26 protein-coding genes are annotated in these 23,628 nt (G+C 52.2%); 15 read left to right on the forward strand and 11 right to left on the reverse strand.

Going from position 1 to position 23,628, the window contains the following annotated elements:
- Positions 1-227 precede the first annotated feature (227 nt).
- From HY879_02010 to nudC, 3 genes are read left to right on the forward strand one after another with little or no spacing between them, the layout of a single operon-like run.
- A complete protein-coding gene (locus HY879_02010; GenBank protein ID MBI5602107.1) occupies positions 228-479 on the forward strand; it encodes a toxin-antitoxin system protein in 252 nt (83 codons plus the stop codon).
- A gap of 4 nt (positions 480-483) precedes the next feature.
- On the forward strand, positions 484-825 hold the full coding sequence (locus tag HY879_02015) for a type II toxin-antitoxin system PemK/MazF family toxin (protein MBI5602108.1): 342 nt from the start codon (positions 484-486) through the stop codon (positions 823-825).
- A gap of 25 nt (positions 826-850) precedes the next feature.
- Complete coding sequence (gene nudC, locus HY879_02020) at positions 851-1,675, forward strand: NAD(+) diphosphatase (protein ID MBI5602109.1); 825 nt, start codon at positions 851-853, stop codon at positions 1,673-1,675.
- Between the two features lie 3 nt (positions 1,676-1,678).
- Here the strand turns inward: nudC and HY879_02025 are convergent, their stop codons facing one another.
- The gene (locus HY879_02025; protein ID MBI5602110.1) at positions 1,679-2,002 is read right to left on the reverse strand and encodes a hypothetical protein; all 324 of its coding nucleotides are present in this window, start codon (positions 2,000-2,002) and stop codon (positions 1,679-1,681) included.
- A gap of 111 nt (positions 2,003-2,113) precedes the next feature.
- On the opposite strand from HY879_02025, the gene HY879_02030 reads away from it, so the two are divergent.
- A complete protein-coding gene (locus HY879_02030; GenBank protein MBI5602111.1) occupies positions 2,114-2,530 on the forward strand; it encodes a pyridoxamine 5'-phosphate oxidase family protein in 417 nt (138 codons plus the stop codon).
- Positions 2,531-2,625: 95 nt separating this feature from the next.
- Here the strand turns inward: HY879_02030 and HY879_02035 are convergent, their stop codons facing one another.
- The 3 genes from HY879_02035 to HY879_02045 all read right to left on the reverse strand — a co-directional run bounded on the left by HY879_02035 (position 2,626) and on the right by HY879_02045 (position 7,952).
- Positions 2,626-4,041, reverse strand: coding sequence for a multicopper oxidase family protein (locus HY879_02035; protein MBI5602112.1), 1,416 nt, complete (start codon positions 4,039-4,041; stop codon positions 2,626-2,628).
- A gap of 195 nt (positions 4,042-4,236) precedes the next feature.
- On the reverse strand, positions 4,237-6,549 hold the full coding sequence (locus tag HY879_02040) for a multicopper oxidase domain-containing protein (protein MBI5602113.1): 2,313 nt from the start codon (positions 6,547-6,549) through the stop codon (positions 4,237-4,239).
- Positions 6,550-6,950: 401 nt separating this feature from the next.
- Positions 6,951-7,952 (reverse strand): 4Fe-4S binding protein, encoded by a 1,002-nt coding sequence (locus HY879_02045; GenBank protein ID MBI5602114.1) that lies wholly within the window; start codon positions 7,950-7,952, stop codon positions 6,951-6,953.
- A 322-nt stretch (positions 7,953-8,274) separates the two neighbouring features.
- Between HY879_02045 and HY879_02050 the strand changes: the two genes are divergently transcribed.
- From HY879_02050 to HY879_02095, 10 genes are all read left to right on the forward strand, one after another.
- Positions 8,275-8,745 carry a (2Fe-2S)-binding protein gene (locus HY879_02050; protein MBI5602115.1) on the forward strand — a complete coding sequence of 157 codons (471 nt, stop codon included), beginning with the start codon at positions 8,275-8,277 and terminating at the stop codon, positions 8,743-8,745.
- Positions 8,742-10,904: a xanthine dehydrogenase family protein molybdopterin-binding subunit gene (locus HY879_02055; GenBank protein ID MBI5602116.1), complete on the forward strand. Its 2,163-nt coding sequence runs from the start codon at positions 8,742-8,744 to the stop codon at positions 10,902-10,904. The genes HY879_02050 and HY879_02055 overlap by 4 nt, the downstream gene beginning before the upstream one ends.
- A gap of 216 nt (positions 10,905-11,120) precedes the next feature.
- Complete coding sequence (locus tag HY879_02060; protein ID MBI5602117.1) at positions 11,121-11,630, forward strand: TlpA family protein disulfide reductase; 510 nt, start codon at positions 11,121-11,123, stop codon at positions 11,628-11,630.
- Between the two features lies 1 nt (position 11,631).
- Positions 11,632-11,967 carry a hypothetical protein gene (locus tag HY879_02065; GenBank protein ID MBI5602118.1) on the forward strand — a complete coding sequence of 112 codons (336 nt, stop codon included), beginning with the start codon at positions 11,632-11,634 and terminating at the stop codon, positions 11,965-11,967.
- A 165-nt stretch (positions 11,968-12,132) separates the two neighbouring features.
- Entirely contained in the window at positions 12,133-12,648 is a 516-nt protein-coding gene (locus tag HY879_02070; protein MBI5602119.1) for a nitrous oxide reductase accessory protein NosL, read from the forward strand.
- A 107-nt stretch (positions 12,649-12,755) separates the two neighbouring features.
- Positions 12,756-13,157 (forward strand): nitrous oxide reductase accessory protein NosL, encoded by a 402-nt coding sequence (locus HY879_02075; GenBank protein ID MBI5602120.1) that lies wholly within the window; start codon positions 12,756-12,758, stop codon positions 13,155-13,157.
- A gap of 100 nt (positions 13,158-13,257) precedes the next feature.
- Positions 13,258-13,506: a hypothetical protein gene (locus tag HY879_02080; GenBank protein ID MBI5602121.1), complete on the forward strand. Its 249-nt coding sequence runs from the start codon at positions 13,258-13,260 to the stop codon at positions 13,504-13,506.
- Entirely contained in the window at positions 13,490-14,626 is a 1,137-nt protein-coding gene (locus HY879_02085) for an FtsX-like permease family protein (GenBank protein MBI5602122.1), read from the forward strand. The genes HY879_02080 and HY879_02085 overlap by 17 nt, the downstream gene beginning before the upstream one ends.
- Positions 14,627-14,838: 212 nt before the next feature.
- Complete coding sequence (locus tag HY879_02090; GenBank protein ID MBI5602123.1) at positions 14,839-15,567, forward strand: ABC transporter ATP-binding protein; 729 nt, start codon at positions 14,839-14,841, stop codon at positions 15,565-15,567.
- Entirely contained in the window at positions 15,564-16,574 is a 1,011-nt protein-coding gene (locus HY879_02095) for a hypothetical protein (protein MBI5602124.1), read from the forward strand. Before HY879_02090 ends, HY879_02095 begins: the two co-directional genes overlap by 4 nt.
- Here the strand turns inward: HY879_02095 and HY879_02100 are convergent.
- The 6 genes from HY879_02100 to HY879_02125 form a co-directional block, all read right to left on the reverse strand.
- A complete protein-coding gene (locus HY879_02100) occupies positions 16,566-16,874 on the reverse strand; it encodes a c-type cytochrome (protein MBI5602125.1) in 309 nt (102 codons plus the stop codon). The genes HY879_02095 and HY879_02100 overlap by 9 nt on opposite strands.
- Positions 16,875-17,295: 421 nt before the next feature.
- Entirely contained in the window at positions 17,296-18,027 is a 732-nt protein-coding gene (locus HY879_02105; protein ID MBI5602126.1) for an ABC transporter ATP-binding protein, read from the reverse strand.
- On the reverse strand, positions 18,024-19,217 hold the full coding sequence (locus tag HY879_02110; protein ID MBI5602127.1) for an ABC transporter permease: 1,194 nt from the start codon (positions 19,215-19,217) through the stop codon (positions 18,024-18,026). Before HY879_02110 ends, HY879_02105 begins: the two co-directional genes overlap by 4 nt.
- Entirely contained in the window at positions 19,214-19,861 is a 648-nt protein-coding gene (locus HY879_02115; protein ID MBI5602128.1) for a hypothetical protein, read from the reverse strand. Before HY879_02115 ends, HY879_02110 begins: the two co-directional genes overlap by 4 nt.
- A 274-nt stretch (positions 19,862-20,135) precedes the next feature.
- The gene (locus HY879_02120) at positions 20,136-21,128 is read right to left on the reverse strand and encodes a hypothetical protein (protein MBI5602129.1); all 993 of its coding nucleotides are present in this window, start codon (positions 21,126-21,128) and stop codon (positions 20,136-20,138) included.
- Complete coding sequence (locus tag HY879_02125; GenBank protein MBI5602130.1) at positions 21,112-21,675, reverse strand: hypothetical protein; 564 nt, start codon at positions 21,673-21,675, stop codon at positions 21,112-21,114. The genes HY879_02120 and HY879_02125 overlap by 17 nt, the downstream gene beginning before the upstream one ends.
- A gap of 389 nt (positions 21,676-22,064) precedes the next feature.
- On the opposite strand from HY879_02125, the gene HY879_02130 reads away from it, so the two are divergent.
- Positions 22,065-22,751, forward strand: a complete 687-nt coding sequence (locus HY879_02130) for a cytidylate kinase-like family protein (GenBank protein MBI5602131.1) — start codon at positions 22,065-22,067, stop codon at positions 22,749-22,751.
- A gap of 6 nt (positions 22,752-22,757) precedes the next feature.
- Here HY879_02130 and HY879_02135 read toward each other — a convergent pair.
- Positions 22,758-23,628 (reverse strand): ketoacyl-ACP synthase III (locus HY879_02135; protein ID MBI5602132.1); only part of this gene is annotated, 871 nt, incomplete at its 5' end.

Raw genomic sequence — 23,628 nt, forward strand, 5'->3', positions numbered from 1 at the left:
CCTTTAGGTGTCAAGAAGACCCGGAGGGCCTTGGCGGTCGTTCAGGGAAAAACCCCGCCGGAAATCGTCCTAAAGAGCCTCTCAGAGAACCGTTCGCCCCCATCCACTCCTAAAGTTTAAAATAAAAAAATAGCTGATCACGAAGATGCTCTCCCAGGAAAGAAGTTGACATTTCAGTTACTTTTTTGTATACATATCTGTGAACGATATGTGGTCAAGGAGAGATCATGCCAAGTTCAAGTTCAACTATTCGAATAAGTAAAGAATCCAGTAATATTTTAAGGGAGATTGCCACCCAAGAAAAAAAATCGCTCCAGACCATCCTGGATGCCGCGATTGAGGATTACCGCCGTCATCGTTTTCTCCAAGAAGCTAATAAGGCCTATTCGGTATTAAAAGAAAACCCGAAAACCTGGGAAGCGGAACTGGGGGAGCGGAAACGATGGGATCCTACCTTGTCTGATGGTCAGAGGGAGTGAAGAAATGGCGGAACCGCGGCGTGGGGAAGTCTGGTTGGTTGATTTGAATCCTACCCGGGGACGCGAGCCTTTCGGAAGAAGGCCCGCCCTGATTGTCTCGGTAGATCTTTTTAACCAAGGCCCGGCCGAGCTTATCGTAGTTATACCCGTTACCTCAAAGGAAAAAGGGATACCCTTCCATGTTCCCATTGAAATTTCCGAAGGAGGACTTCTTAAACGAAGTTTTATCAAGTGTGAAGATATTCGTTCCATTTCTAAAGACAGGCTTTCCAAACGTCTCGGCCCGGTATCCCAAGAAACCATGTCTGCCGTGGAAGATCGCCTGCGTATTCTACTGAATTTGTAGTTTTTATAAATAATGGTGTTATTTTATGGAAAGTGAATTAATCCCCCTTGTAGCCCAACCCCTCGAAAGAGTGCCGGCCCGGTGGTTTGTTTTTTATAAGCGGAAAATGCTCCTTTCCGCCGAAGGCGACCGGCTGATGATTCCTCTTTCTTACAGCCTCGATGATCTTGGACTTCATCCCCAGGGAGCGATCTATCTCGGAACCCTGGAAGGAAAGCCTTGTTATGGCGCTGTGCTGTCTGATCCGGCGGAGATCCCGGAGGGGATGAGTTTTTTTGACCTGTGGCCGCTTCACGAGTGGTTAGGCCAGGATATGATTTACATGGCCTTCCGGGCCATCCACCTTCTCGACTGGTCCCGAAAAAACCGATTCTGCCCCCAATGTGGGGGGGAGATGGGGGAAAAGGACGGTATCCGGGCTAAAGAATGTCCAAGTTGCCAAACCTTGTATTTCCCGCGTATCTCACCGGCGGTGATTGTCCTGGTTGAACGGGGGGATCGGTGTCTATTAGCCTGTTCCCCCCGGTTTAAAGACGAATTTTACAGTACCCTGGCCGGTTTTGCCGAACCGGGAGAAACACTGGAGGAGACGGTTGCCCGGGAGGTCAGGGAAGAAACCGGAATTGAAGTCAAAGATATCCGTTATTTCGGGAGTCAGCCCTGGCCTTTTCCGGATTCCCTGATGATCGGCTTCACGGCCCAATATGCCGGCGGGGAGATCCGGGCGGACGGCATAGAGATCCTGGATGCTAAGTGGTTTGCTTTTGACCGACTCCCCAAGATTCCCGGCAAGATCAGTATTGCCAGAAATCTCATCGATTGGTTTGTGGCCAAGCATCAAAATAAATAAAGGTTATCTCCAGTAGCCCGGTCTCCAGCCCCATCCCCGGGGACCGTGGTGATGCCAGCGTCCGGGATGCCATTCCGCTCCCGGATGGGGTCTCCGGTCCCAATACCCGCGCCTCCAGTTCCAATTGCCGCCGTGATAGCCCCAATAGCCTCCAATCCAGACCGAATCGGGATAAGGGATGACCGGCCGCACATCCACCAGGGGTTCCGGTGGTGGGCCGGGGACGTAGACCCCGTCCGGTGGCGGTCCTGGGACATAGGCCACGCAACCGATTAACAAGGAAAATACCAACAAAACCCCTGAAAGAGCAATGCTAAGAGCTTTCATATTTTTCCCTCCTTTTTTATTATTGACCGATGGCTGGGGTTGATGGTTAAATAGGTATGACAAAAAAATTTCCGAGCCGGGAAGTTAAATAAATTATAACAGGAGAAATTTATGAATAAAACAGAAATACTTGAATTTTTGAATGTCAACCCCATTTGCTATTTAGCCACTTCTGAAAACAACCGGCCTCATGTCCGGGCCATGGGCATGATCCGGGCCGATGAACAGGGTATTATTTTCCAGACGGTGGACGGGAAGGATTTGCCGAAACAGTTGCTGCAGAATCCCAATATAGAAGTCTGCTTTCATAACCGCGAAAAAAACATTCAAATCCGGGTATTCGGGAAGGCCGGTTTGGTGGATGACCTGGAATTAAAAAAAGAAATTGCCGAAAAACGACCTTTTCTCAAGCCCTGGATTGAAAAAAATGGGTTCGATGCTATCCCTGTATTTCGAATTGTTGATTGTACGGCTTTGATTTGGACCATGGCCACCAATCTGGAGCCAAAGGAATATATCCGGCTATAAAAACCCCGAGGTGTGGCCTCGTTGGCCGAAGCCAAGGGGGATGGTTGGTAAAGGGCGGGCCTTATGCCGCCCTTTACGCTTTTTCTGTTCAGGCGTTACATCATACCCATAATATGCCACATGCCCATCATCCCTATATCCTCATGTTCGAGGATATGACAGTGAAACATCGTCATACCGTCATAATCCATAACAGGGACAAGTATCGTTGCACTACCCCATTTGGGTACCAGCACCGTATCCTTCCAAGCAGGAAGGGTCGAATAGGGGGGGTATGACGAATCGACTCCGCTTACGGAAAGGACCTGGGCGGCATTAACATGCTGATGGAAAGGGTGATCCATGCCGCTATTGTTGACAATAGTCCAGACTTCGTACGATCCAAGATTCGACATGATGGTGTAGGGATCAACGTCAAAGTCCTGGCCGTTGATATATCCTCTTCCCTGGCCCATGCTAAGGGAAAGGGTCCTTTGGGCCATAACCATCACGGAATTCGGATCGATCCGGACAGCGGCCGGATCGATGGAAGAAGGAATGGCGTTGCTCACCCGCGCTCCCTGAACGGAAAGGGTCAGGAGGGTGATTTGAGGCGAGGTCATCATGCCCATCCGCGAATAGGACAGGGAAAGAAATTTATAATTTCCATTGGTCGTGCTGGCTTTAATCAGCAGGTCCACTCTCTCACCGGGAGAGAGGAGGATCTGGGAACGGGGGTAAGCCTTATCGAGCAGCCCGCCGTCTGTGCCGATAAGATACATGGTGTGGTTGGCGAGGCTGAGTTTGTAAAACCTGGCGTTACTGGCATTGACAATGCGCCATCTCTGCACCTGTCCGGGCCTGGCCGGCAGGACCGGGTTAACCTGTCCGTTCACCAGGATGGTGTTTCCTTCCTTGCCGTGCATATAATCACTCATCATCGAATGGGGTGCCGGGTCAGGGCCGCTTAAAGAAATGTCCTTCAGAACCATGACGTGGGTCTCGTAACTGCCGAGAGCAGGGATTTCGTCCGCCACGATCATGGCCCCGGCCAGGCCGGCCCAGAATTGTTCGGCCACGAGACCGTGGCGATGGGGATGATAGAAATTAAAAGCACCGCTGTCGAGCAGGGAGAGATCATATTCATACGGGTAGGTCTGGCCGGGCATCAGGTTTAAATGGGCTGCATCCGCAGGTTCTTTGGGTGAAACATGCCATCCATGGGTGTGGAGGTTCGTCATATTTTTCTGATAATTGAGTAGATTGGTTTCGGATGAATAGGGCAGGGAGTTGACAAAATTTATCCTGAGAACATCGCCTTTTTTAACGTTTATAGTCGGGCCGGGAAAATAACCATTATAGGTCATCAGGTTTGCCGTTGTTCCATTGATATTTACCGGGGAGATCATGGACTCCAGGTTCACCTCTACCAGATTCCCGTTCCTGATCGACTGCATGGGGACAGGGTCCCGGAAGGCCGCCCCCGGAGAGGGATCTATCGTCCCGCCGCCGCCCATGCCTCCACCACCCATGCCGCCGCCGCCCCCTCCTTGCCTGCCCGCCGCCGGAGCAGCCCTCAATCCCAAATAGCCGCCGGCCACCGCGGCCAAAGATTTTTTAAAGAAGGTTCTTCTGGTCAACTTCATCATGAATCGTCTCCTTTCGCAGATTCTCTGAAAATTTATGATTGAGGGGCCGCCTGGCAGCGGCCCTCAATTTTTATTTGGTTAAGGGTTGCAGGGGGTCACACCGTCGTCGACACAGTAGGCCCTCATCATTTCGTTGTCTTCATGTTCAACGATATGGCAGTGCCAGACGAAGAGCCCCGGGATATCGAATTTGGCCTTGATTCGTGTGATTTCACCGGGGTAGGCGATTACGGAATCCTTGAAGCCGGCTTCCCAGGGCGTCACGCCGTTCGGGCTCGGAGTCCCGCCCAACAGGGTACGGCTGATGACTTGAAATCTAACCAGGTGCAGATGGATGGGGTGTGCATCCACCGTGAAGTTGTGGATCTCCCATTCTTCAATATCGTTCAGAACAGGCTTCTCGGTTATGGCATCTGCCCACATCATGGGCATACCGGTCGGTAGTCCCGATAACGGATCGACGGGGCCTACGAGACCCAGTTTGGCGGCCTTAGGTGCGGCCGGCACGCCGAGACCCCCGCAGAGAGGCGGAAGGACATCGGGGATAACCGCATTAAAGGCATCCACACAGACCGAAGAAGATTCTTCTTCGTTAAGGGAAACCTTCCGGATGACATTGGCAACACCGAGAGGTGCGCTGGTTGCCTCAGAATTCATGACCAGGTTCAATGGGGAGGTCGAAGATACGTCAGCGGGCTGCAAAAGCGCGGAATTTACCACGAATTCCATTACCTGACCGGTGGTGGCCGGATCAGCCGGCACATCGGGAAATCCGCCAAAAGGGGCATCAGGCGCTGTATTGATCATCCGGATTCTGGTGCCGTCCGGCAGGCCGCTGAAATCCACCAGGACATCGGCCCGCTCAGCCAGCCCCATGAGCAGGGCCTGCTGTTTGGATGCGGCTTTCTTTGGTTTTGGCATCGTTCCGTCTCCGGGCAGGGGGGTTGCATACCCCGTCAGGACCTGAACCACCTGTGGCAGGAATCCCTGCTCGGCCCCAATCTGGTAAATAGCCAATTCTTTATCATATTTATTGCTTTTTTTCGGGTGCGGGCGCACCACGAAGAGCGACAGATTCAGAAACCGCGAGTTACAGCCGTTCAGAAGACGAAAACGGTACAGGGCCGGAGCTACCTCCAGAACCGGCCAGGTGCTGCCGTTTACCACCATGGTATTAAAGAAGGCCTCTGGATTCCATATCGGTGAAATATCGCTGAAAACATTGGTGAAGTTGGGAACCAAATCAGGAATGTAAGGCCCGGCGAATCCATCGAAAAAGGCCCGGCTGCCCGGATAAAAAAGGGAGCCATCGGAGTTGAAGGAGCGGTCCTGAATGGCTATGGGGATCTCCCGTACGGCATTCCTGACGGGATCACCCGGAACATTGAGCTGAAGGACCGTCTGGCCCGCTGTCGGCGCAGGTCCCGGAAGGACGGCCGGGAGCCCCGTGGTCCCGTCTATGGCCCCATCATAAACCCCACCCCGCACCAACCAGAATCCCGCCGGACCGGCATAGACATTCGAGCGGGTCATACCGAGGGAGTGGTCGTGGTACCAGATGGTAGTGGCGGGCTGATCGTTGCGGTACAGAAACTGGGCGGCGCCGTCTTCAAGAGGTGCACCCGGAGCCTGATCAAAGTTTGAACCCCGGGTGGCATAGCCGGCAGGGATGTCAAAAGCCGCCGGCAGATACCAGGCCTCTGGATATCCATCGCTATGGGGAGCGACATGGGCCCCGTGGACATGAACTATAATCGGCACCGGTCCGGTATAGGGAGCCGGATTATCCGTAAAACAGTCGGTCCGATCGGTGCCGTCGCTGCACCCGGTAGCCGGTGGGTTGGCCCAGTGGAGCGTCTGGTCAATCGGCAGCAAATGAGGCAGGAAGGTGCGGGACGGGGATCCCACAGGATAAGGAAAACCCGTTGCCGGATTGATGGCCACGAGTTCATTTAGCCACTTGACATTGACCGGGCTATTCGACACCGTCTCCAGGGTGTATGCCGGGTAGTTAAATTGGGAGTTGGGAGCGGGTGCTACGCCGGCAGGAATTCCGAGGGCGCCGGCATCAGGCCGGGGGTCGGCTGCCGGTCCATAACTCCAGACCGGGGTAGCCGGAAAGGCGTCCGTGCGGCCGTTTAAAATATTCCATATCCCTCCCGGCAATATCTGCTGCTTGAACTCCCGGACGGCAATATCATAATTATCTTCCGTGCCGCTGTTTTTCATCACCGGTGGGATCACCAAGGGGATTACAAATTTCGGAATGGTAGTCGGATCCAGGGTTCCTCCCGGCAAAGGGGCTGCCAGAGCGCCGGACAGGCTGCCTATCGAGGCTGCGATCAAAAGCAGGGCGGCTTTGAAAAAAAATCGTTTTCCTGAAAAGTTCATTTCCATTCTCCTTATTGGAGGTCCGTGTTTTTCATTTTTTTCGAAACCAGACTGTTTAAAACCATTTCACCTCCTTTACTCCTTTTGCCCTTATTTAGTGTGTTTTTATCAATAAAAAAGGGGTCTATGTCCGTGTATTTTAATAATACAGCAGAAGAACTTCGAAAAGGAATAGCTTGAAGCCTGTATTTTATTGGCCGCAGGGCGGTATATGGGACCCTTGGTGTTTTAAAAAGATAGGGAGGAATAGGGGGTTAAGATAAGAGTTTTCTTTTATTCCGTTGAGCGGGAATTGAACGTGGTGAGATGTAAGGTATTAATTTAAAGGTATTGTTTTCCGCAAAGAAAAACCGACCAGGGGCCTTAGTGCCCCCTGGTCGGCAGTGGGCGGTTAAATCCCATCAGGCCGGGACAAATTCGGCCGGCCGGACCTCTTCCAGGGCCAGGGCTTCTTCGGGGCAGGTCACCAGGCAGACCCCGCAGCCCATGCATTTCTCAGCATTGACGACGGCGGTGTCTCCCTCCCCTTCCAGGCTGATGGCCTCGAAATGGCAGCGGTCCAGACAGGTACCGCAGGAGGAACAGCGTTCCATATCTACCTTGGCCCGAAAGCGGCTGGGCACCACGAATTTCCCGAGGCCGGTCCGCAGTGACGGCCAGTTCAGGCAACAGTCGCTGCAGCAATTGCAGATCACATGGCCGGGGGCCCGTTTGTTGTCGCCCACATGGACCAGGCCTTCCTCCTCGCACATCTTCATCAATTGGAGAGCCTCCTCCTTTTCCAGTTTGCGCCCCGTTCCCCTTTCTATGGCATAGTCGGCGGCTTTATCGACCTGGACGCAGACCTCCACCGGTTTGCCGCATTCTCCGTCGATGAGGCGGCAGGAACAGGGGGTAACCGCCAGGACCCTGGCGTTAGATACGATGTTCCGGATATCATCAAAGGCCAGGATTTGGGTCTCGGGATTGATGGATATGTTTACCGGGATCACTCTGACGGCCGGGGCCGGCAAGACCTGTTCTACCATCCGGCTGTAGTCGTCGAATTCCGTTTTCATGAAGGCTTTCCACAATTCCAGCATCCCCTGGGGGGGATTCACGGTTACGGCCGTGGAATCGTGGAGTTGAAAGAGATTCCGAACCCGGTAGTATCGGATCACGTCCCCCTTCCTGGATTTAAAGAGCAGACCTTTCCGAAAGAGGGGGTCGATCATCTTTTCGACCTCTTCCTCTTTGAGACCGGTCTTTTGGGTGATTTCCTCAAGCGTGGCCGGCGGAGCGGCAGCCAAAAGGATTTTGGCCTCCTTTTCGTCGGCCATCTTTTCAAAAATCCCGGGAATATATTTCGATTCGCCGGCGCCTATGGACTCAGCCAATTGTTGATACGCGGTTTTCTCTGCCATTAGGTTTTCCTCCCTTTAGTTCGAAAATAGAATTCTGAGATCAGGGATCAGGGGACAGTTGAAGCGAAAGTTGCCAGTGTAAAAAGCTTGAACCCTGCACCTTGCCCCATCACCCATAGCCCATCGCCTCTAAAAAATTTTGACGATTTGTGGTGTCCCATTCAGAATATAGGCCATGAAAGGTTAGGGTGTCAATGAAAAATGACCTCAAAATACAATCCATTTTTACATAAAATACAGTATCTGCCTTATTAACTCCTTGGGCGTCCTTAGGTATCTTAAAAAAAGCCATCTGAAAATTTATCATCGGAAGGAGGGGTCTATGCTTTCCATTAAAGTGAATGGGAAGGATTATCAGGTCGTGGTGCCTTCGGACACCCCCCTTTTGTGGGTGATTCGGGACACCATTGGTCTGACCGGAACAAAGTTCGGATGCGGCATGTCCGTCTGCGGCGCCTGCACGGTCCTGATGAACGGGGAGGCCATCCGTTCCTGTGTCACCCCCGTTTCATTTGCTGTGGACAAGGAGGTCATTACCATTGAAGGGCTTTCTGCAGACGGCCGTCATCCGGTCCAGCAGGCCTGGATCATGGACGATGTGCCCCAATGCGGTTACTGCCATTCCGGACAGATTATGGCCGCTGTGGCCCTGCTGGCCAAAAATCCGAAGCCAAGCGACCTGGATATCAATGAAGCTATGTCCGGAAATCTTTGCCGCTGCGGGACCTATCAGCGTATCCGCCGGGCTATCCATCGGGCCGCGGGTATGATGGTCAAAGGAGGGAAAAAATGACCGGAATCGTCAATCTTTGCCGGCGTGACTTTTTAAAGACCGGGGCACTGATCGGCGGCGGCCTGGTCCTTGGCTTTCACATCCCCTTTCAGACAAACCCGGGGCAGGCCGAAGCGGATTCAACTTCTCCTTCGGCCCTCAACGCCTTTATCCGTATCGGCAGGGACGACACGGTGACTATCCTGGTCAACAAATCAGAGATGGGACAAGGGGTTTATACCTCCCTGTCGATGCTGGTGGCCGAGGAACTCGAATGTGACTGGGCCAGAGTGCGTGTCGAGGCCGCCCCGGTGGACAAGGCCTATAACCATACGGCCTTCGGTATCCAGATGACCGGCGGCAGTACCAGTATTCAAAGTGAATGGGAACGGATGCGCCGGGTTGGGGCAGCCGCCCGGGAAATGCTGGCGGCCGCCGCAGCCGACCAGTGGAAGATAGACCGGGCCCAGTGCCGGACCGAGAAGGGTGCGGTGATTCACCCCAACGGCCAAAGGCTGACCTATGGACAGTTGGCCGAAAGAGCCGCCGCCCGGCCGGTACCGGCAAAGGTCCGACTCAAAGACCCCTCGGCCTTCAAACTTGTCGGAAAGCCCACAAGGCGACTGGATACCCCGGCCAAGACCAACGGCACGGCCCTCTTCGGTATGGACGTCAAGGTTCCTGACATGCTCACCGTTGTAATCGCCCGTCCTCCTGTTTTTGGCGGCACAGTAAAGGGTTTTAAGAGCGAAAAGGCCAAAGCCCTGCCGGGAGTAAAAGAGGTGGTCCAAATCGAATCCGGAGTGGCCGTGGCGGCCGCTGATTTTTGGTCGGCCAAGTCAGGGCGGGAAGCCCTGGAGATATCCTGGGACGAGGGGCCCCTGGCCGGATTTTCCACCCAGGGGATGAGGGAACAATACAACAGGCTGGCCCAAAACACGGGGGTTGTGGCCCGGAAAGAAGGAACACCTGAAAAGGCCTTTGCCGGGGCGGCCAGGCGGATCCAGGCCGATTATGAGGTCCCTTATCTGGCCCATGCCGCTATGGAGCCTTTGAACTGTTTTGTGGATTTAGGCCCACACCATATGGAAATCCGGACAGGCACCCAGTTTCAAACCATTGACCGCATTGCTGCAGCCAGGGTGGCCGGGCTCCAGCCCGAAGAGGTAACGATCCAAACCACCTTTTTGGGTGGCGGTTTTGGCCGCCGGGCAAATCCTGACTCGGACTTTGTGGTCGAAGCGGTTCGGGTGGCTATGGCCATCAAAAAACCGGTTAAAGTCGTCTGGACCCGGGAAGACGACATGAAAGGCGGCTATTATCGACCCATGTGGGTTGACCGGATAACCGCCGGCCTCGATCCGAAAGGGAAACTGATCGCCTGGCAGCACACTATTGTCGGACAATCGATCCTTAAGGGGACACCATTTGAACAGGCCCTGGTTAAGGACGGAATCGATGGAACTTCCGTAGAAGGGGCCGAAGATATTCCTTATGGGATCCCCAATATCCTGGTCAGCCTTCACAGCCCCCTAATCAAGGTTCCGGTCCAGTGGTGGCGTTCCGTGGGCCATTCCCACACCGCGTTTGTCGTCGAAAGTTTTATTGACGAAATAGCCCACAGTATCGGAAAAGACCCTTATACCTTTCGTCGTCAGCTCCTGGCCGGGAAACCCCGTCATCGGGGTGTGCTGGAATTGGCCGCTAAAAAAGCCGGCTGGGGTAAACCCCCGGCACCCGGAAGGGCCCGGGGCCTGGCCCTGCACAAGTCCTTCGGCAGTTTTGTCGCCCAGGTGGCCGAGGTCTCCGTAAACCCTGCCGGGAAAGTTCATCTCCATAAGATCGTTTGTGCCATCGATTGCGGCCGGGTGGTCAACCCAGACACCATCGAAGCCCAGATGGAGGGCGGTATTGTTTTCGGTCTTTCCGCAGCCCTCCATGGAGCCATTACCTTCAAAAACGGCCGGGTGGAACAGGAAAATTTTGATGATTATCCGATTCTGACCATGGACGAGATGCCCAAAATCGAAGTCTATATTGTACCCAGCAAAGAAGCCCCCAGCGGCGTGGGAGAGCCGGGGGTGCCTCCCATCGCCCCGGCCGTCACCAACGCCATCTATGGAGCTACCGGTAAAAGGATCAGAAGGTTACCCATCCGCAGGGAGGAATTAAAAAAATAGGCCATGGCTGCATAATTTCCATTACAGTGTTTACATTATCCAGGCGAATGGTATATTTAGTTCGAAAATAACGTTCAGGGATCGGGGGTCAGGGATCGGGGGTCGGCGAGGGATCGGGGGTCGGCGAAAACAATTTTCATGCTTCGTGGCGCTGGCTTGAGGCCAGCAGGACTGCTTGATACGAAAATAGAAAAATTCAGTCTAAAGGATTCTGTAGTGCAGAGAAGAGATTTTTGGAAAATTTGTCTGGCGGCCGGATGGGGCTTTATAATTCCCGGATGGCTGTCCCCAAAGGCTGAAGCGGGATTGCGAATCGGTGATATTCCGCCCCGGATGATCTTGAATGATCTTAAAGGAACCCCATTCAACCTTCCCGGCGCCTTCAAGGGCAAGGTGGCCCTGATCCATTTCTGGGCAAGCTGGTGCCCTTCCTGCCGCAAGGAGATGATCCTTCTCGAGACCATCCACCAGCATTACGGCCCAAAGGGGATTTTACCCTGCTCTATTGATGTGGGTGAAACCAAGGAAGCGGCGCAACAGTACCTCAGAAATGTCAAGATCACTTATCCTGTTCTCCTGGACCCACGTTCATCGACCGCCCGGCAATTCGGTGTTTCCGGTATACCGACCTCCTATGTGCTCAACCGGGAAACCATCATCCGCTTCAAAATCCTGGGTGAACCCAACCAAGAGGGATTGGACAGGATTATCAAGGGGCTTTTGTGAAATGAAAAGAGTCACCTTAATCCCTTCGATCATAGCCCTTGCGGTTCTCCTGTGCGCTCCTTTCAGCCTGACGCCGGTTTCCGGCTCTACACAACACGGGGGTCTGGTTTGCTATTGTTGTACCGGGCAGGGAATCCCCTGTGCCTGTACCCTGGTTTCCTGCCCCAAATGTAACACCCCAGCCGACGTCCAGGATACCGACTGGTCGCCGGATTTAATTTACCCTTCCTTTGAAATGACCATCCATTTTCAGCCCGTGGTCAGCCGGGCGGAACGTTTTTATTCACCCCGCCAGGTATACCCTAATGTTCCGGTCAAACCCCCCAATACCCCGTAGCCCAGTCCATCCAATCCGATTTTCAAAACAGGTATTAGGCGCTCAAGGCCTGTAGAGCGTCCTGATGCATGCCAATAGGTTCAAGGTAAAGGGTTCAAGGTTTTTCATACTTGAAACTTGCATCTTGCAACATGAAACTATTTTTATTTAAAGAAAGGAAAACCGATGAAAATAAAAAGACTAGGCTCAATGCTGATGGTATGTTGTTTCATCGTCGGCAGCGCCCTTTGGGCTTACGGCAACGATGTAAAAGACATACCGGCCTGCAAGTATTGCGGTATGAACCGCGAGATGTTTGCCCACAGCCGGATGCATATTGAATATGACGATGGCACCAGCGTGGGGACGTGCAGTCTTCATTGCACTGCCGTGGATCTGGCCTTGAATCTGGACAAGAAACCGAAGCTCATCCGCGTCGGGGATTACGAGACCAAGGTTTTACTCGACGCTGAAACAGCCTTCTGGGTCATCGGAGGGGACAAACCCGGTGTGATGACCAGAAATGCCAAGTGGGCCTTTGCAAAAAAGGAAGATGCGGAGAAATACCGGCAGGAACACGGAGGTAACCTGGCAGGATTTGATGAAGCCCTGGAAGCCGCTTATAAGGACTTAAGCGCCGACACCAGGATGATCCGGGAGAGAAGGAAGATGAAGAGGATGCACCAAATGGAGAAGAAATAATGAAGGACATTAGAAACCTGGAATTCGGGTTTTCCCTGAAGCTGCCGGTCTTGAGCATCCTCTGTTTTATCTTGTTGGGTTCTCTGGTCGGAGCAGCCGAAAAAGGGATGCCGAAGCCGACGGTCAAAGACAAATGCCCGGTTTGCGGCATGTTTATTACCAAATATCCGGACTGGACGAGTGCGGTTGTTTTCAAGGACGGCTCTCGTGCCTTTTTCGATGGCCAGAAAGATATGTTCAAATATTTTTTTGACCTGAAGCGGTACAACCCTTTAAAGAAAATAGAAGATATCGAGGCTATTTGGGTGCAGGATTATTATGCACTCTCCCCGGTAAACGCCAAAACCGCCTGGTACGTGCTGGGCAGTGATGTTTATGGGCCCATGGGGCGGGAATTGATCCCTTTGGAAAAGGAATCGGATGCCCGGGAGTTTTTGAAGGACCACAAAGGAAAGCGGATCCTCAAATTCATTGAGGTGACAGTGGAGGTCATCAAAACCCTTGATTAGCAAATCTCCTCAGAAAAAGGCCGGCGAGGTTCGGTCTTCCCCGAGAAAATCGAGCCTCTGTCTGGCCCTTTGGGTGGTAAGTCTATTGTTGGTGGGATTGATGTTTGTTCAGGCCTATTGGCAGCGACAGGCCGATATCCCTTTAATCCGGCACCTGTCCGGTGTGGTCAAAAACCTGGAATTGACCGACCTGTGTCTTTTTACCGAGGCCCGCTACACCCGTCATCTTTCCCAGGCAGATCTCTATTCGGCTTTTCAGGATCACCCCCTTTCCCTGGAACATTTTCCGGCCGGCTCCATTGCCGGCCCGCCGCCAACCTTAAGGAGATTGCATGGCCGTCTGGATTGAAAAGCAAAGGATGATACTTGACTTCACCCTCTCCTCGCTGATGCGCAGGAAAGGCAAAAACATCAGTCTCCTTTTAGTCTATACCCTGGTGGTCTTTATTTTGGGATCGGCCATGTTCTTTACCCAGGCCATGAAAAAAGAAGCCGCTCTTATCCTGAAGGATGCCCCTGAAATGGTTGTCCAGCGGTTGTTGCAGGGCAGATATGCCCCCATTCCAATGGGCTATCTCGAAAAGATCAGGAAGATCCGTGGGGTCATCTCAGCCGAAGCGAGGTTGTGGGGATATCTCTACGACTCGGCCCTTGGCGCCAATTATACCCTGATGGTTTCCCGAAACACCACCATCCCTCCGGAAACAATTATTATCGGCCACGGGATCTCCAGGAGCCGCAGGATTTATCCCCGGGATATGATGGCCTTCCGGGCCTACAATGGAGCCATCCACACTTTCGTCGTCCAGGATGTGCTTTCATCTGAATCGGAGCTGGTTTCTTCCGATCTGATTCTCCTTTCCGAAGCCGACTACCGGGTTCTCTTCGGTTTATCGGCTGAACAGGCGACCGACCTGGTGGTAACCGTGCGTAATCCCAAAGAGCTGATTACCATAGCCAACAAGATTTCGGAACTGCTCCCGGATACGCGCCCTATTATCCGGGACGAGATGGTCCGGACCTATGACTCGGTTTTTGACTGGCGGGGCGGAATCGTTGTGGTCTTGCTGATGATGGCTATTCTGGCCTTCGTGATTTTTGCCTGGGAAAAGGCCTCAGGCCTCAGCGCCGAGGAAAGAAGGGAGATCGGCATTCTGAAAGCCATCGGCTGGGAAACAGGGGATGTCATTACGGTCAGAGGCTATGAAGGCCTTTTGGTCTCCTTCTTTTCTTTCAGCCTCGGGATCCTCCTGGCCTATGCCCATATCTTCTTTTCTTCAGCCTTCCTGTTCGCACCGGCCCTCAAGGGTTGGTCGGTCCTCTACCCGGCGTTCAGGTTGACCCCCTTTCTCGATCCCTACCAGATTGCGGTGCTTTTTTTTCTGACGGTAGTGCCTTACACGATCACCACCATAGTGCCGTCCTGGAGGGCGGCTATCGTCGATCCCGATTCGGTGATGAGGACCTGATGAATGCGGAATGCGGATTTCGGAATGGGGAATGGGAAAGGAAACCGGAATGACTAATACTGAAGGACTGGTAGCCCCCGTCATTCCGGCGAAAGCCGGAATCCAGGCTCATTGGTCTGGTTCCTGGTTGCCACCGAGACGGTGTCTGGACCCCGGCTTTTACCGGGGTGACGATCAGAGAGGTCATCAATGTTGAACGTGGGGGACTTTAAATGATTCAGCTAATGAACGTGATAAAAGGATTCAACCTGGGTAAAACGAATGAATTTATTGCTGTTAACGGGGTGACCCTTTGGCTGGAAGCAAACCGGATCACGGTATTGAAAGGACCGAGCGGGTCGGGTAAGACCACACTTCTCAGTCTCGTAGGCTGTATGACCAGGCCCACCTCGGGCCGGATCCATTTGCAGGGGTTGCCGGTTGCCAATCTCGGGCTTCCGGAAATGGGGGGAAATGCCCAGGTGGAAGTTACCAGCCTGCCCGAAAGGTTTTTAACGGAGATCAGGCGACGGACCTTCGGCTTTATTTTCCAGCAGTTCAATCTGATAAAAGGGATCACGGTTTTGGAAAACGTTATGCTGCCTTCCTATCCTTTGGGTGAAAAATACGGCCTGGTCAGAAAAAGGGCTTTTGAACTCTTAGGGCTTTTCGGCCTGGCAAAACGGGCTTCCGCCAGGGTGGAATGGCTCTCCGGCGGAGAGGCCCAGCGGGTAGCCATCGCCAGGGCCTTGATGAATGATCCCCCGGTCCTTATTGCCGATGAACCGACCGCCCATCTGGACAGCAAACTATCCCTGGAATTCATGGAGATTATCAATCGCCTCAAGGACCAGGGGAAAACCGCCGTCATTGCCAGCCACGACCCTCTGGTCTGTGAGGCCTCTATGGTTGACCGGGTGGTAGCGGTCCGGGACGGTCGGATCGATGGTGGCCTTGGATGATCCTCCACCCGGCCATCATCGCCCTTATCCTGGTTTCCTTATTAATCTCCGGCATGGTCCTTTATGCTTCCTTCTTCGGGATTCGGATCATCCGGCGGTGGGATATACAAAGCGGCAGTGAGGAACAACTTGCGCTGGAGCGAAGCACCTACCTCATTTCCACCATTCTATCCTATGTCCTGGTATTTCAAATCGGCTCGCTCTTTCTTTATATCTACACGGCCGACAACCTGCACCGGCTTTTCGTCGGGGCCATGTGTGCGGCCGGGACCTTGAACGTCAATCCTTACGGCTATCCGACCTTTCTCTTAAAGATTCTTAATTTCATTCTGGCGGGTCTGTGGCTTATTATTAATTATACGGACAACCAGGTCTTTGATTATCCTTTGATCAAGAAAAAATATGCCCTTTTGCTCTTCATTGCCCCTTTGATGGTCACGGAATCCGTCATGCAGACCCTTTATTTCCTGGGGTTAAAAGGGGATGTAATCACTTCCTGCTGCGGGAGCCTGTTCAGTACGGAAAGAAGCAGCGTCAGTTCGGAGATTGCCTCAGTGCCGGTGAGGGCCGGTATGGCAGGGTTCTATTCCGGTTTGGCCCTCACCTTCTTCTTGGGCATTGTTTATTGGACCAGGGGGAAATTGGGCCGTCTCTTCTCTTTGGCCAGCGGGGTTTTTTTTCTTGTTTCCTGTGTCTCTCTGATTTCGTTCCTCTCTTTATATTTTTACGAGCTTCCGACCCACCACTGCCCATTCTGCATTTTGCAAAGAGAGTACGGATACATCGGATACCTGCTCTATGGGACCCTGCTTGTCGGGGTCGTTTCAGGGCTGGGGGTAGGGGTTTTAATGCCTTTCAAAGGGATCAAGAGCCTTTCCCGCAGCCTGCCCATGATCCAGAAGAGACTTACCCTGATCTGTCTTGTGGCATACCTGATTTTCGCCGGTATATCCATTTACCGCCTAATGAGTACGGATTTTACCCTGGGGGTATCGTTTTTATTTTGAACTCAGGAGAAAATCGACTATGGCCGTAATCTGTTCCTTGGTAAGCTTATTCTCAAAGCCGGGCATCTGGTTTTTTCCTTTTATGATGATTTCGATCATCTCCTCTTTGTTCATTTTACTGTTTTTCAGAAAGAGTTTGCTGGGGTCGATTTTTAACAACTTAGCCCTTCTTATATTGGTCTTGGCACTCCCTCTGTGACAACTTATGCACTGGGCATGGTAGTCGCTCCTGGCATCGGCCAGGGCCAGGGTTGGTGCGGCAAATACAAAAAGAACCAGCGGGATCAATATTTTTTTCATCGGGTACCTCCTGTTAAGATAGAAAATAGTTCAAAGCTCAAAGCAAACCAAAAACAATTAAATCGACGCCTGGCGAAAATATTTTCATGCTTCGTGGCGCCCAAAACGGGCATGAGGGTTTAATACGAAAAGAGGCCCGGATTAACCTCCAGGCTTGTTTGTCCTCCGTCATGCCGGACTTGATCCGGCATCCAGGAAGGGGTTACGGACTTTCTTCAGCCTGGATTCCGGCTTTCGCCGGAATGACGAGCTAACTCCACGTTTAACTAATATTTTCATGCTTCGTGGCGCCCAAAACGGGCATGAGGGTTTAATAGGAAAATAGGCTCCAACTTCCTTCCATCGCCTGAAAAAATATTCATACTTCGTGGCGCTTCCTGGGGCATGAGTGCATAGTTAGAAAATAAAGTTTTCAGCCACTTTAATGAAGTGGTCCTGATTCGGCAGGTGCCTGCCGATTTACAAATTCCCCGATCCGGCCGTCACGCATTTCGAACAACCGGTTGGCCTGTCGGGCCAGATCCTGGTTGTGCGTGACCATGATGATGGTCAACCCGGCTGTGCGGTTGAGTTCTTTTAAGACCTCGACAATTTCTATGGATCGCTTGGTATCCAGGTTTCCGGTCGGTTCATCGGCCAGAAGTATCTCCGGTTTATTGACCATGGCCCTGGCTATGGCCACCCTCTGCATCTCCCCGCCGGAGATTTGACCCGGGAGGTGGTCTTTACGGTGACCCATCCCCAGGAGTTCCAAAAGCCGGACGGCCTCCGCCTCCGTGCCGGGCTTGCGAAAAAAGGTCAGGGGCAGCAGGACATTTTCCAGGACCGTCAAGGTGGGAATCAGGTAGAAATTCTGGAAAATATATCCGAATAATTCCCTCCTGATCCTGGTCAGCGCCCCTTCCGAAAGGCGTTTTCCATTTCCGAAGATCGGCCGACCGGCCAGATTAAGTTCTCCGGAAGTCGGGTTGTCGAGACAGCCCAGGAGATTGATCAGGGTCGTTTTACCGGACCCCGATGGCCCGATAATCGAGATGAAGTCCCCTTTGTTGATCTCGAAAGAAACGTCATTGATCGAAAGAACCTCCTCGTTTCCTCGGGAATAGACCTTGACCAGGTTTTTTGTTTCTATGGATAACCCATTTTGACTCATCTTCCCACGTCTCCCCGGATCGCCTCCAAAGGTCTGATCCTTCCGGCCTTCCAAGCCGGGTAAATGCCGCTGAAAAGGCCGATAGCCATGATTCCGGCCAGGGTGATAACGATCAGTTTCAGGTCGATGCGGACCAGGCCACCGCCCGGGGCATAAGGTAACACACTGCGGATCACCACATCCGTTACCCTTGCCAGTATCAGGGCCAGGATGACCCCGAGGACCCCTCCGGTAGTGCAAAGTATCACGGTTTCGATCCAAATCAGTTTAAAGATGTCCCAGGGCATGGCCCCAATGGTCTTTAAAATGCCGATCTCCTGAAACCTTTCCCAGACCGAAGTCAAAATCGTGTTGATCACCCCGACCATGGCGATCAGAATGGCTATGAGGGCTATGGACAGGACCATGACCTTGGCTGTGGAAATCAGATTCATGATGGTTTCTTTCACCTGGGCCAGGCTGACGATCTGGACGTCCGGAAGCTGATAGAGCCTGTCCTCCAGTCGGGTGCTGTTCACCCCCTTTTTGACTTTGATTCCTAATGTGGTGATTTCATCGGGTTTGTTGAATATCTTCTGAAGGGTCTTGAGGGGTACGAAGATGGTTCCGTCATCCTGGGTTCCGGTCCTTTCCAGTATCCCGACCACCTTGAACTGAATGTTCTTCTCAGGCATCAGGATCATGTCCCCTACCTCACGCTGCTCCAGTTCGGCGGCCTCATACCCCATAACCGCCTCATAGGCGTTTTGATCCGAAAACCATTGGCCAAACTTGAATTTAAGAAAGGGTTTCATTTCGCTGAAACTTACCGGGTCCACTCCGAAGTATCCGGCCACCCCGCCGCTTTCCCCCTTATTCGGGTCGAGGACCGCCGACATGAGGATCGGCGTGGTCTTCTCCACTTCAGGTTCTTTGGCCACATCCTTCTCGATGGACTCCTTCATATATTTGAGCCCGGTCCCTCCTTTGAGCATCATGGTAGCCGCTTCGTAGGGGCAGCCTTTGGCCATGATCATCAATTGAAAACCCATATTGTCTATATCTTTATTGAGGGCGGTTTCATAACCCTGGTTGAACCCCAACAGACTCACCAGCACCCAGGAGGAAAGGGCAATGCCGATCAGGGTGAGTAAGCTGCGGATCCTTTTTCGCAACAGATTCTTGTAGGCTACTTGAAAGGTAGTAATCATTTTTGAGATCCCCCCGGAATGGAAGAAGCCGTCTGTGGGTGGTAGATAAACTCGTCCATCAGGATCAGGTTTTTTTTCGTGGCCCGCAGGGCGGCCCGAAAATCGGCCTCGGCTTCAGGGGCCGGATTCTTTATGGCCTCGACCTTGCCGGAGGTCTTTCCTGAGAGTACATCATAAGAGTCGAAATCCTTGATGGTCAGACCGGTGAACTGCCGGCCGAACCGGGCATCCCGCAATTTCCCGGCGTACTGGCTGGTCATTTTTTGGATATAAAAACCTTTGATGTGTCCTTCCAGATTGAGGACCACAAAGATCTGGATGCCTCCGAACTGGCCTTTCTGGTTTACCCCATGGATGTAACCGACCTTTTTCTTGTTATTAAATATTTCATAGATGGTATAAGGCACGTCGATGGTCTCATAAATACCGTGGAATTTATCTCCCAGTTTTGTTTCAATCCTGGCCAGGAGTTTTTCTCCACCCTTCTGGACAATCGAAGTGTAGATGGTTTTGTAGCCGGTCGATTCCGGGAAGAGTCTGGCCACATCCCGGTCAGGATCATTCAGGTCGCATCCCACCGCCCCCCAGGCCGTTGCGGAGGTGGTCAGAAGAAAAAGAAGGATCAACAGAGTTTGTTTGATCATAAGATGGTCCTTATTTCGAAAATACGGTTCAAGGTTCAGGGTTCAAGGTCTGGGAAAATCCATTTTCATGCTTGGTCGGTGCCCGCTTCAGGCGGGCATGAGGGCTTAGTATGAAAATAGGGATCAGGAGCCAGGGTTCGGGGGTCAGGGATCGGTTGGAAAATAAAGTTGCAAGTTTTATGTGCAAAAACATTGAATCCTGTACCTTGCCCAGCACCTATTGCCCATAGCCCATCGTCTGAAAAAATTTCCTGTTTCATAGTGCCCGGGAATCTCACAACAGGGGCATGTAGAAATAGAGCTGCATGATAAACCGGTTGTCATCGGTATTGCGGTCGTAGGTATGCATTAAACGGACCGTCAGATCCGAGGTTACCTGGCTTGAAAAACAGAAAGACATCTGAAAATCCGTTTCATTGCCGAACTTCCAGTAGGTGGGCTGGGCCTCTATCTTCAACCGGTTTTCCGGATCCAGATTCATCCCTATCCGGTAAAACAGGGCATGCGTGTCATTTCCCAGCCAATCCCCGGCCAGGAGATCGAACCGGTGCTCGAAGTTATTCCAAAGGAGGGTCAGGTCGGCACTGGCCAGCCTCATCAGTATGGGCTCCGGGTCCCTGACATTATAACCCATGGTGTCCAGGGTATTGCCGTACCCCAGGGAAAAACCGCAATTAAAATTATCCTGGCTCAACACCCCGTAAGAGATGCGGGCCGCAGTCATATAATTGCCCTTTAAATAGGCCGGCATCCCGGTACCGGTGGTGACGCTAGCCGAGATATCCCCCCAGGAAAAATCCCGATAGAGCCCTGCCCCCCAGTCCCGGTCATAACCGAAACCCTGTATGGCCAGGGTCCTCAAAATCAGGCCGTGGCTGTCGAAATAGGAGGAAAGGCCGAAAGCCGGACGGTTATGTCCGACCCAGACATAAGGTCCGGGGGTTTTCAATTTAAAATAGGCATTGTAGAACTGGGTCTCAAATCTTTTGTCTTCTCCATCGACGGTCAGGGCCAGACGCCCCTGAAGAGCAAAGGTGCCCCAATCTCCGGATTCTCCTGAAAATCGTTTCAGATAATCAAAACCGATACTCGGCTTCTGCATCTCGGCATCGGGGTTCATGGAATAATAGACCGGTTTTTCCAGTTGAGAAGAATAACCGGCGATCCCCTGGGCTTCGAAATAAAGCAGGTGGTCGGCTGCCTGGGCCATTTTCGGCAGGGCTAAAAGCAACAGGCCAAGAATCAGGCGACTAAACATTGAAGGCATAACTCCCCCTGAAAATGACCTTGCCTTCTTTAACGAGGGTCAGCCTTATTTCCCAATCGCCCGGCATAACGATATCAACCGGCAGGAGATAATCCCCTTTTTTGGAAAGGGTAAAAGGCCGGTCCCCTGTTCCATGTGCACCCCTCATGGAGGGCATATCGGCATCGGCCTTGATCTGAAAGGAGGTATCTTTTTTGCCTTCTCGGGTAAAGACTTCGACCTTCATGATTACGATGCCCAGCTTGGGTTTTTTATCGAAACCGTAAAGGAAATAATGTCCGCTTCCAAGAGGGATTTTTTTGCCCGGCCCGGACATGGAGGAATAGGCCGTTTGTTTTTCGGTCTCGGAAGCGGCTGAGGCCGATTGAGGACCGATATAGTGGATATGAATCCTGTGGGCCGACTTACCGGCCTCGGAAGCGGCAGGATCGGCCAGGTCCTGGTTGGATTTCTGCTCCTGCCGGTTCTCGGTATAAAAGGACAGAACCAGAAGAGAACCGATTACAAAAAATGAAATAAAGAAAAGCCCCTTTTTTATCCCGGACATGATGTTCTCCTGTTGTTGGCAAGGTAATTATGGATGTTAAAAATATCTTAATGAAAACAACCGGGGGAGGCGATAAGGTAAAGACTGTATTTTAAGGTAGAAAAACCTCTATTTTAAAATGAGAGGTTGGCGGTCTGCAGGAAATCTGCCTGAAAGTGAAGGGGCGCAAGGGGCTTTTTGTTCTTGACCCCTTTCAGCCAAATCTCTTATAATTAGTTCGAAAATAAAGTTTCAAGATGCAAGATGCAAGATACAAGTTTCAAGTATGAAAAATTCTGGGCCTTGAATCTATTTTCATGCTTCGTGGCGCCTGACCCGGGCATGAGGGCTTAATAAGAAAATAGACCAATACAAGGCGAGAGGAAAGAATCCAAAAGGAGGGGTTGAACATGTTTACAGAGAAACTGGTTCCCAATATCGACCGTCGGCTGTCAACCTGGATAGCGATTCAAGAGCAATTGAAGAAGGAACCTCGTCACGAACGGAAACCGACGATCACCATTTCCCGGCAGTTCGGCTGTGAAAGTTTTCCGCTGGCTGAAACAGTGCAGAACCTCCTCGAAAAGAAGACAGGGGATGTCTGGACGATCTTCGACAAGACTCTGATTGAAAAGGTCAGCCGTGAAACGGCCCTCTCCGAACGTCTCCTGACTAACCTCGGGGATGCCTCTCAGGCCTTCGATGCCCTGGTCACGATGATCCCCGGTATGCTTACCCACAGTGATGCCTACCAGGTCCTGGCCCGCTATGTCATTCGGATCGCCCTCGGAGGAAACGCCATCATCGTCGGCCGGGGGGGAGCCATTTTAACCCAGCACCTCCCCAATTGTTTCCACTTCCGGCTCGAAGCGCCCATCGAGCACCGTATCCGGTCCATCCAACAACGGTTGGATATCCCCATCGAGGAAGCGAGAACTCTGGTGATTGAGAACCAGAAGCTGCGCGAGCGGTTCATTGAAAATTTTTTAAACAGCTCGATCGCCGACACGCGTTTCTATCATGCCGTATTCAACAGCAGCAAGAGCCCTATTCTTAATATTTCCCGGAGTATTTTGTGCCTGCTCTTTGAAGATTAGCCGGGATTAAGGCATCCTGTAAACCATGGAATTAATGTTCATGCCGGCTCCAACGGAAGCAAAAACAGCCAGATCTCCCGGATGGAGAACATGGTTGTTCAGCTTCCCCCTTTGTAATAGATCAAAGAGAGTAGGCAAGGTGGCCACAGAACTGTTCCCCAGCCAGGAAATCGTCATCGGCATAATGTCTGCCGGGTTTTTTTCTATCTGGTATAACTTTAGCAACCTTTTCAGGATCGCTTCATCCATTTTTTGATTGGCCTGGTGTATCAAGACCTTCTTGACGTCGGACAAAGAAAATCCGGCCTTGTCCAGGCTTCGTTTTACCGCCTCCGCAACGGTCTTGACGGCATATTTGTAGATCTCGTGACCGTCCATCTTGAGAAACAGCCGGTTTCGGTCATAATCGGGATTGTAGGATGGGCCGAGGCGTAACAGGTAGGCTTCGTCAAAGGTGTCGGATCGGGTAACATGGGCCAGGATTCCGGCTTCCCGGTCGGTTGCTTCAACCAGGACGGCCCCGGCTCCATCGGAATAGATCATGCTGTCTATGTCATGGGGATCTGAAATCCTGGACAGGGTTTCTGTCCCGATAACCAGAACCTTCCTGACGTCCCCGGACCTGATATAATAATCGGCCTGAATCATCCCGTGCAGCCAACCCGGACACCCAAAGAGAACGTCATAGGCCACAGTATAAGGATTTTTTATCTTCAGCTTGTGCTTTACCCTGGCAGCGATGGTGGGGACCATGTCGGATCTGGGGTTGTCGGCCTTCATATCTCCGAAATTTTGACCGACAATGATGTAATCAAGCGTTTCCCGGTCCACGCCTTCCAGCGCGCCTTCGGCGGCTAAAAAGGCTATATCCGAGGTG

The sequence above is a fragment of the Deltaproteobacteria bacterium genome (assembly GCA_016219225.1).
Lineage (GTDB): Bacteria > Desulfobacterota > RBG-13-43-22 > RBG-13-43-22 > RBG-13-43-22 > RBG-13-43-22.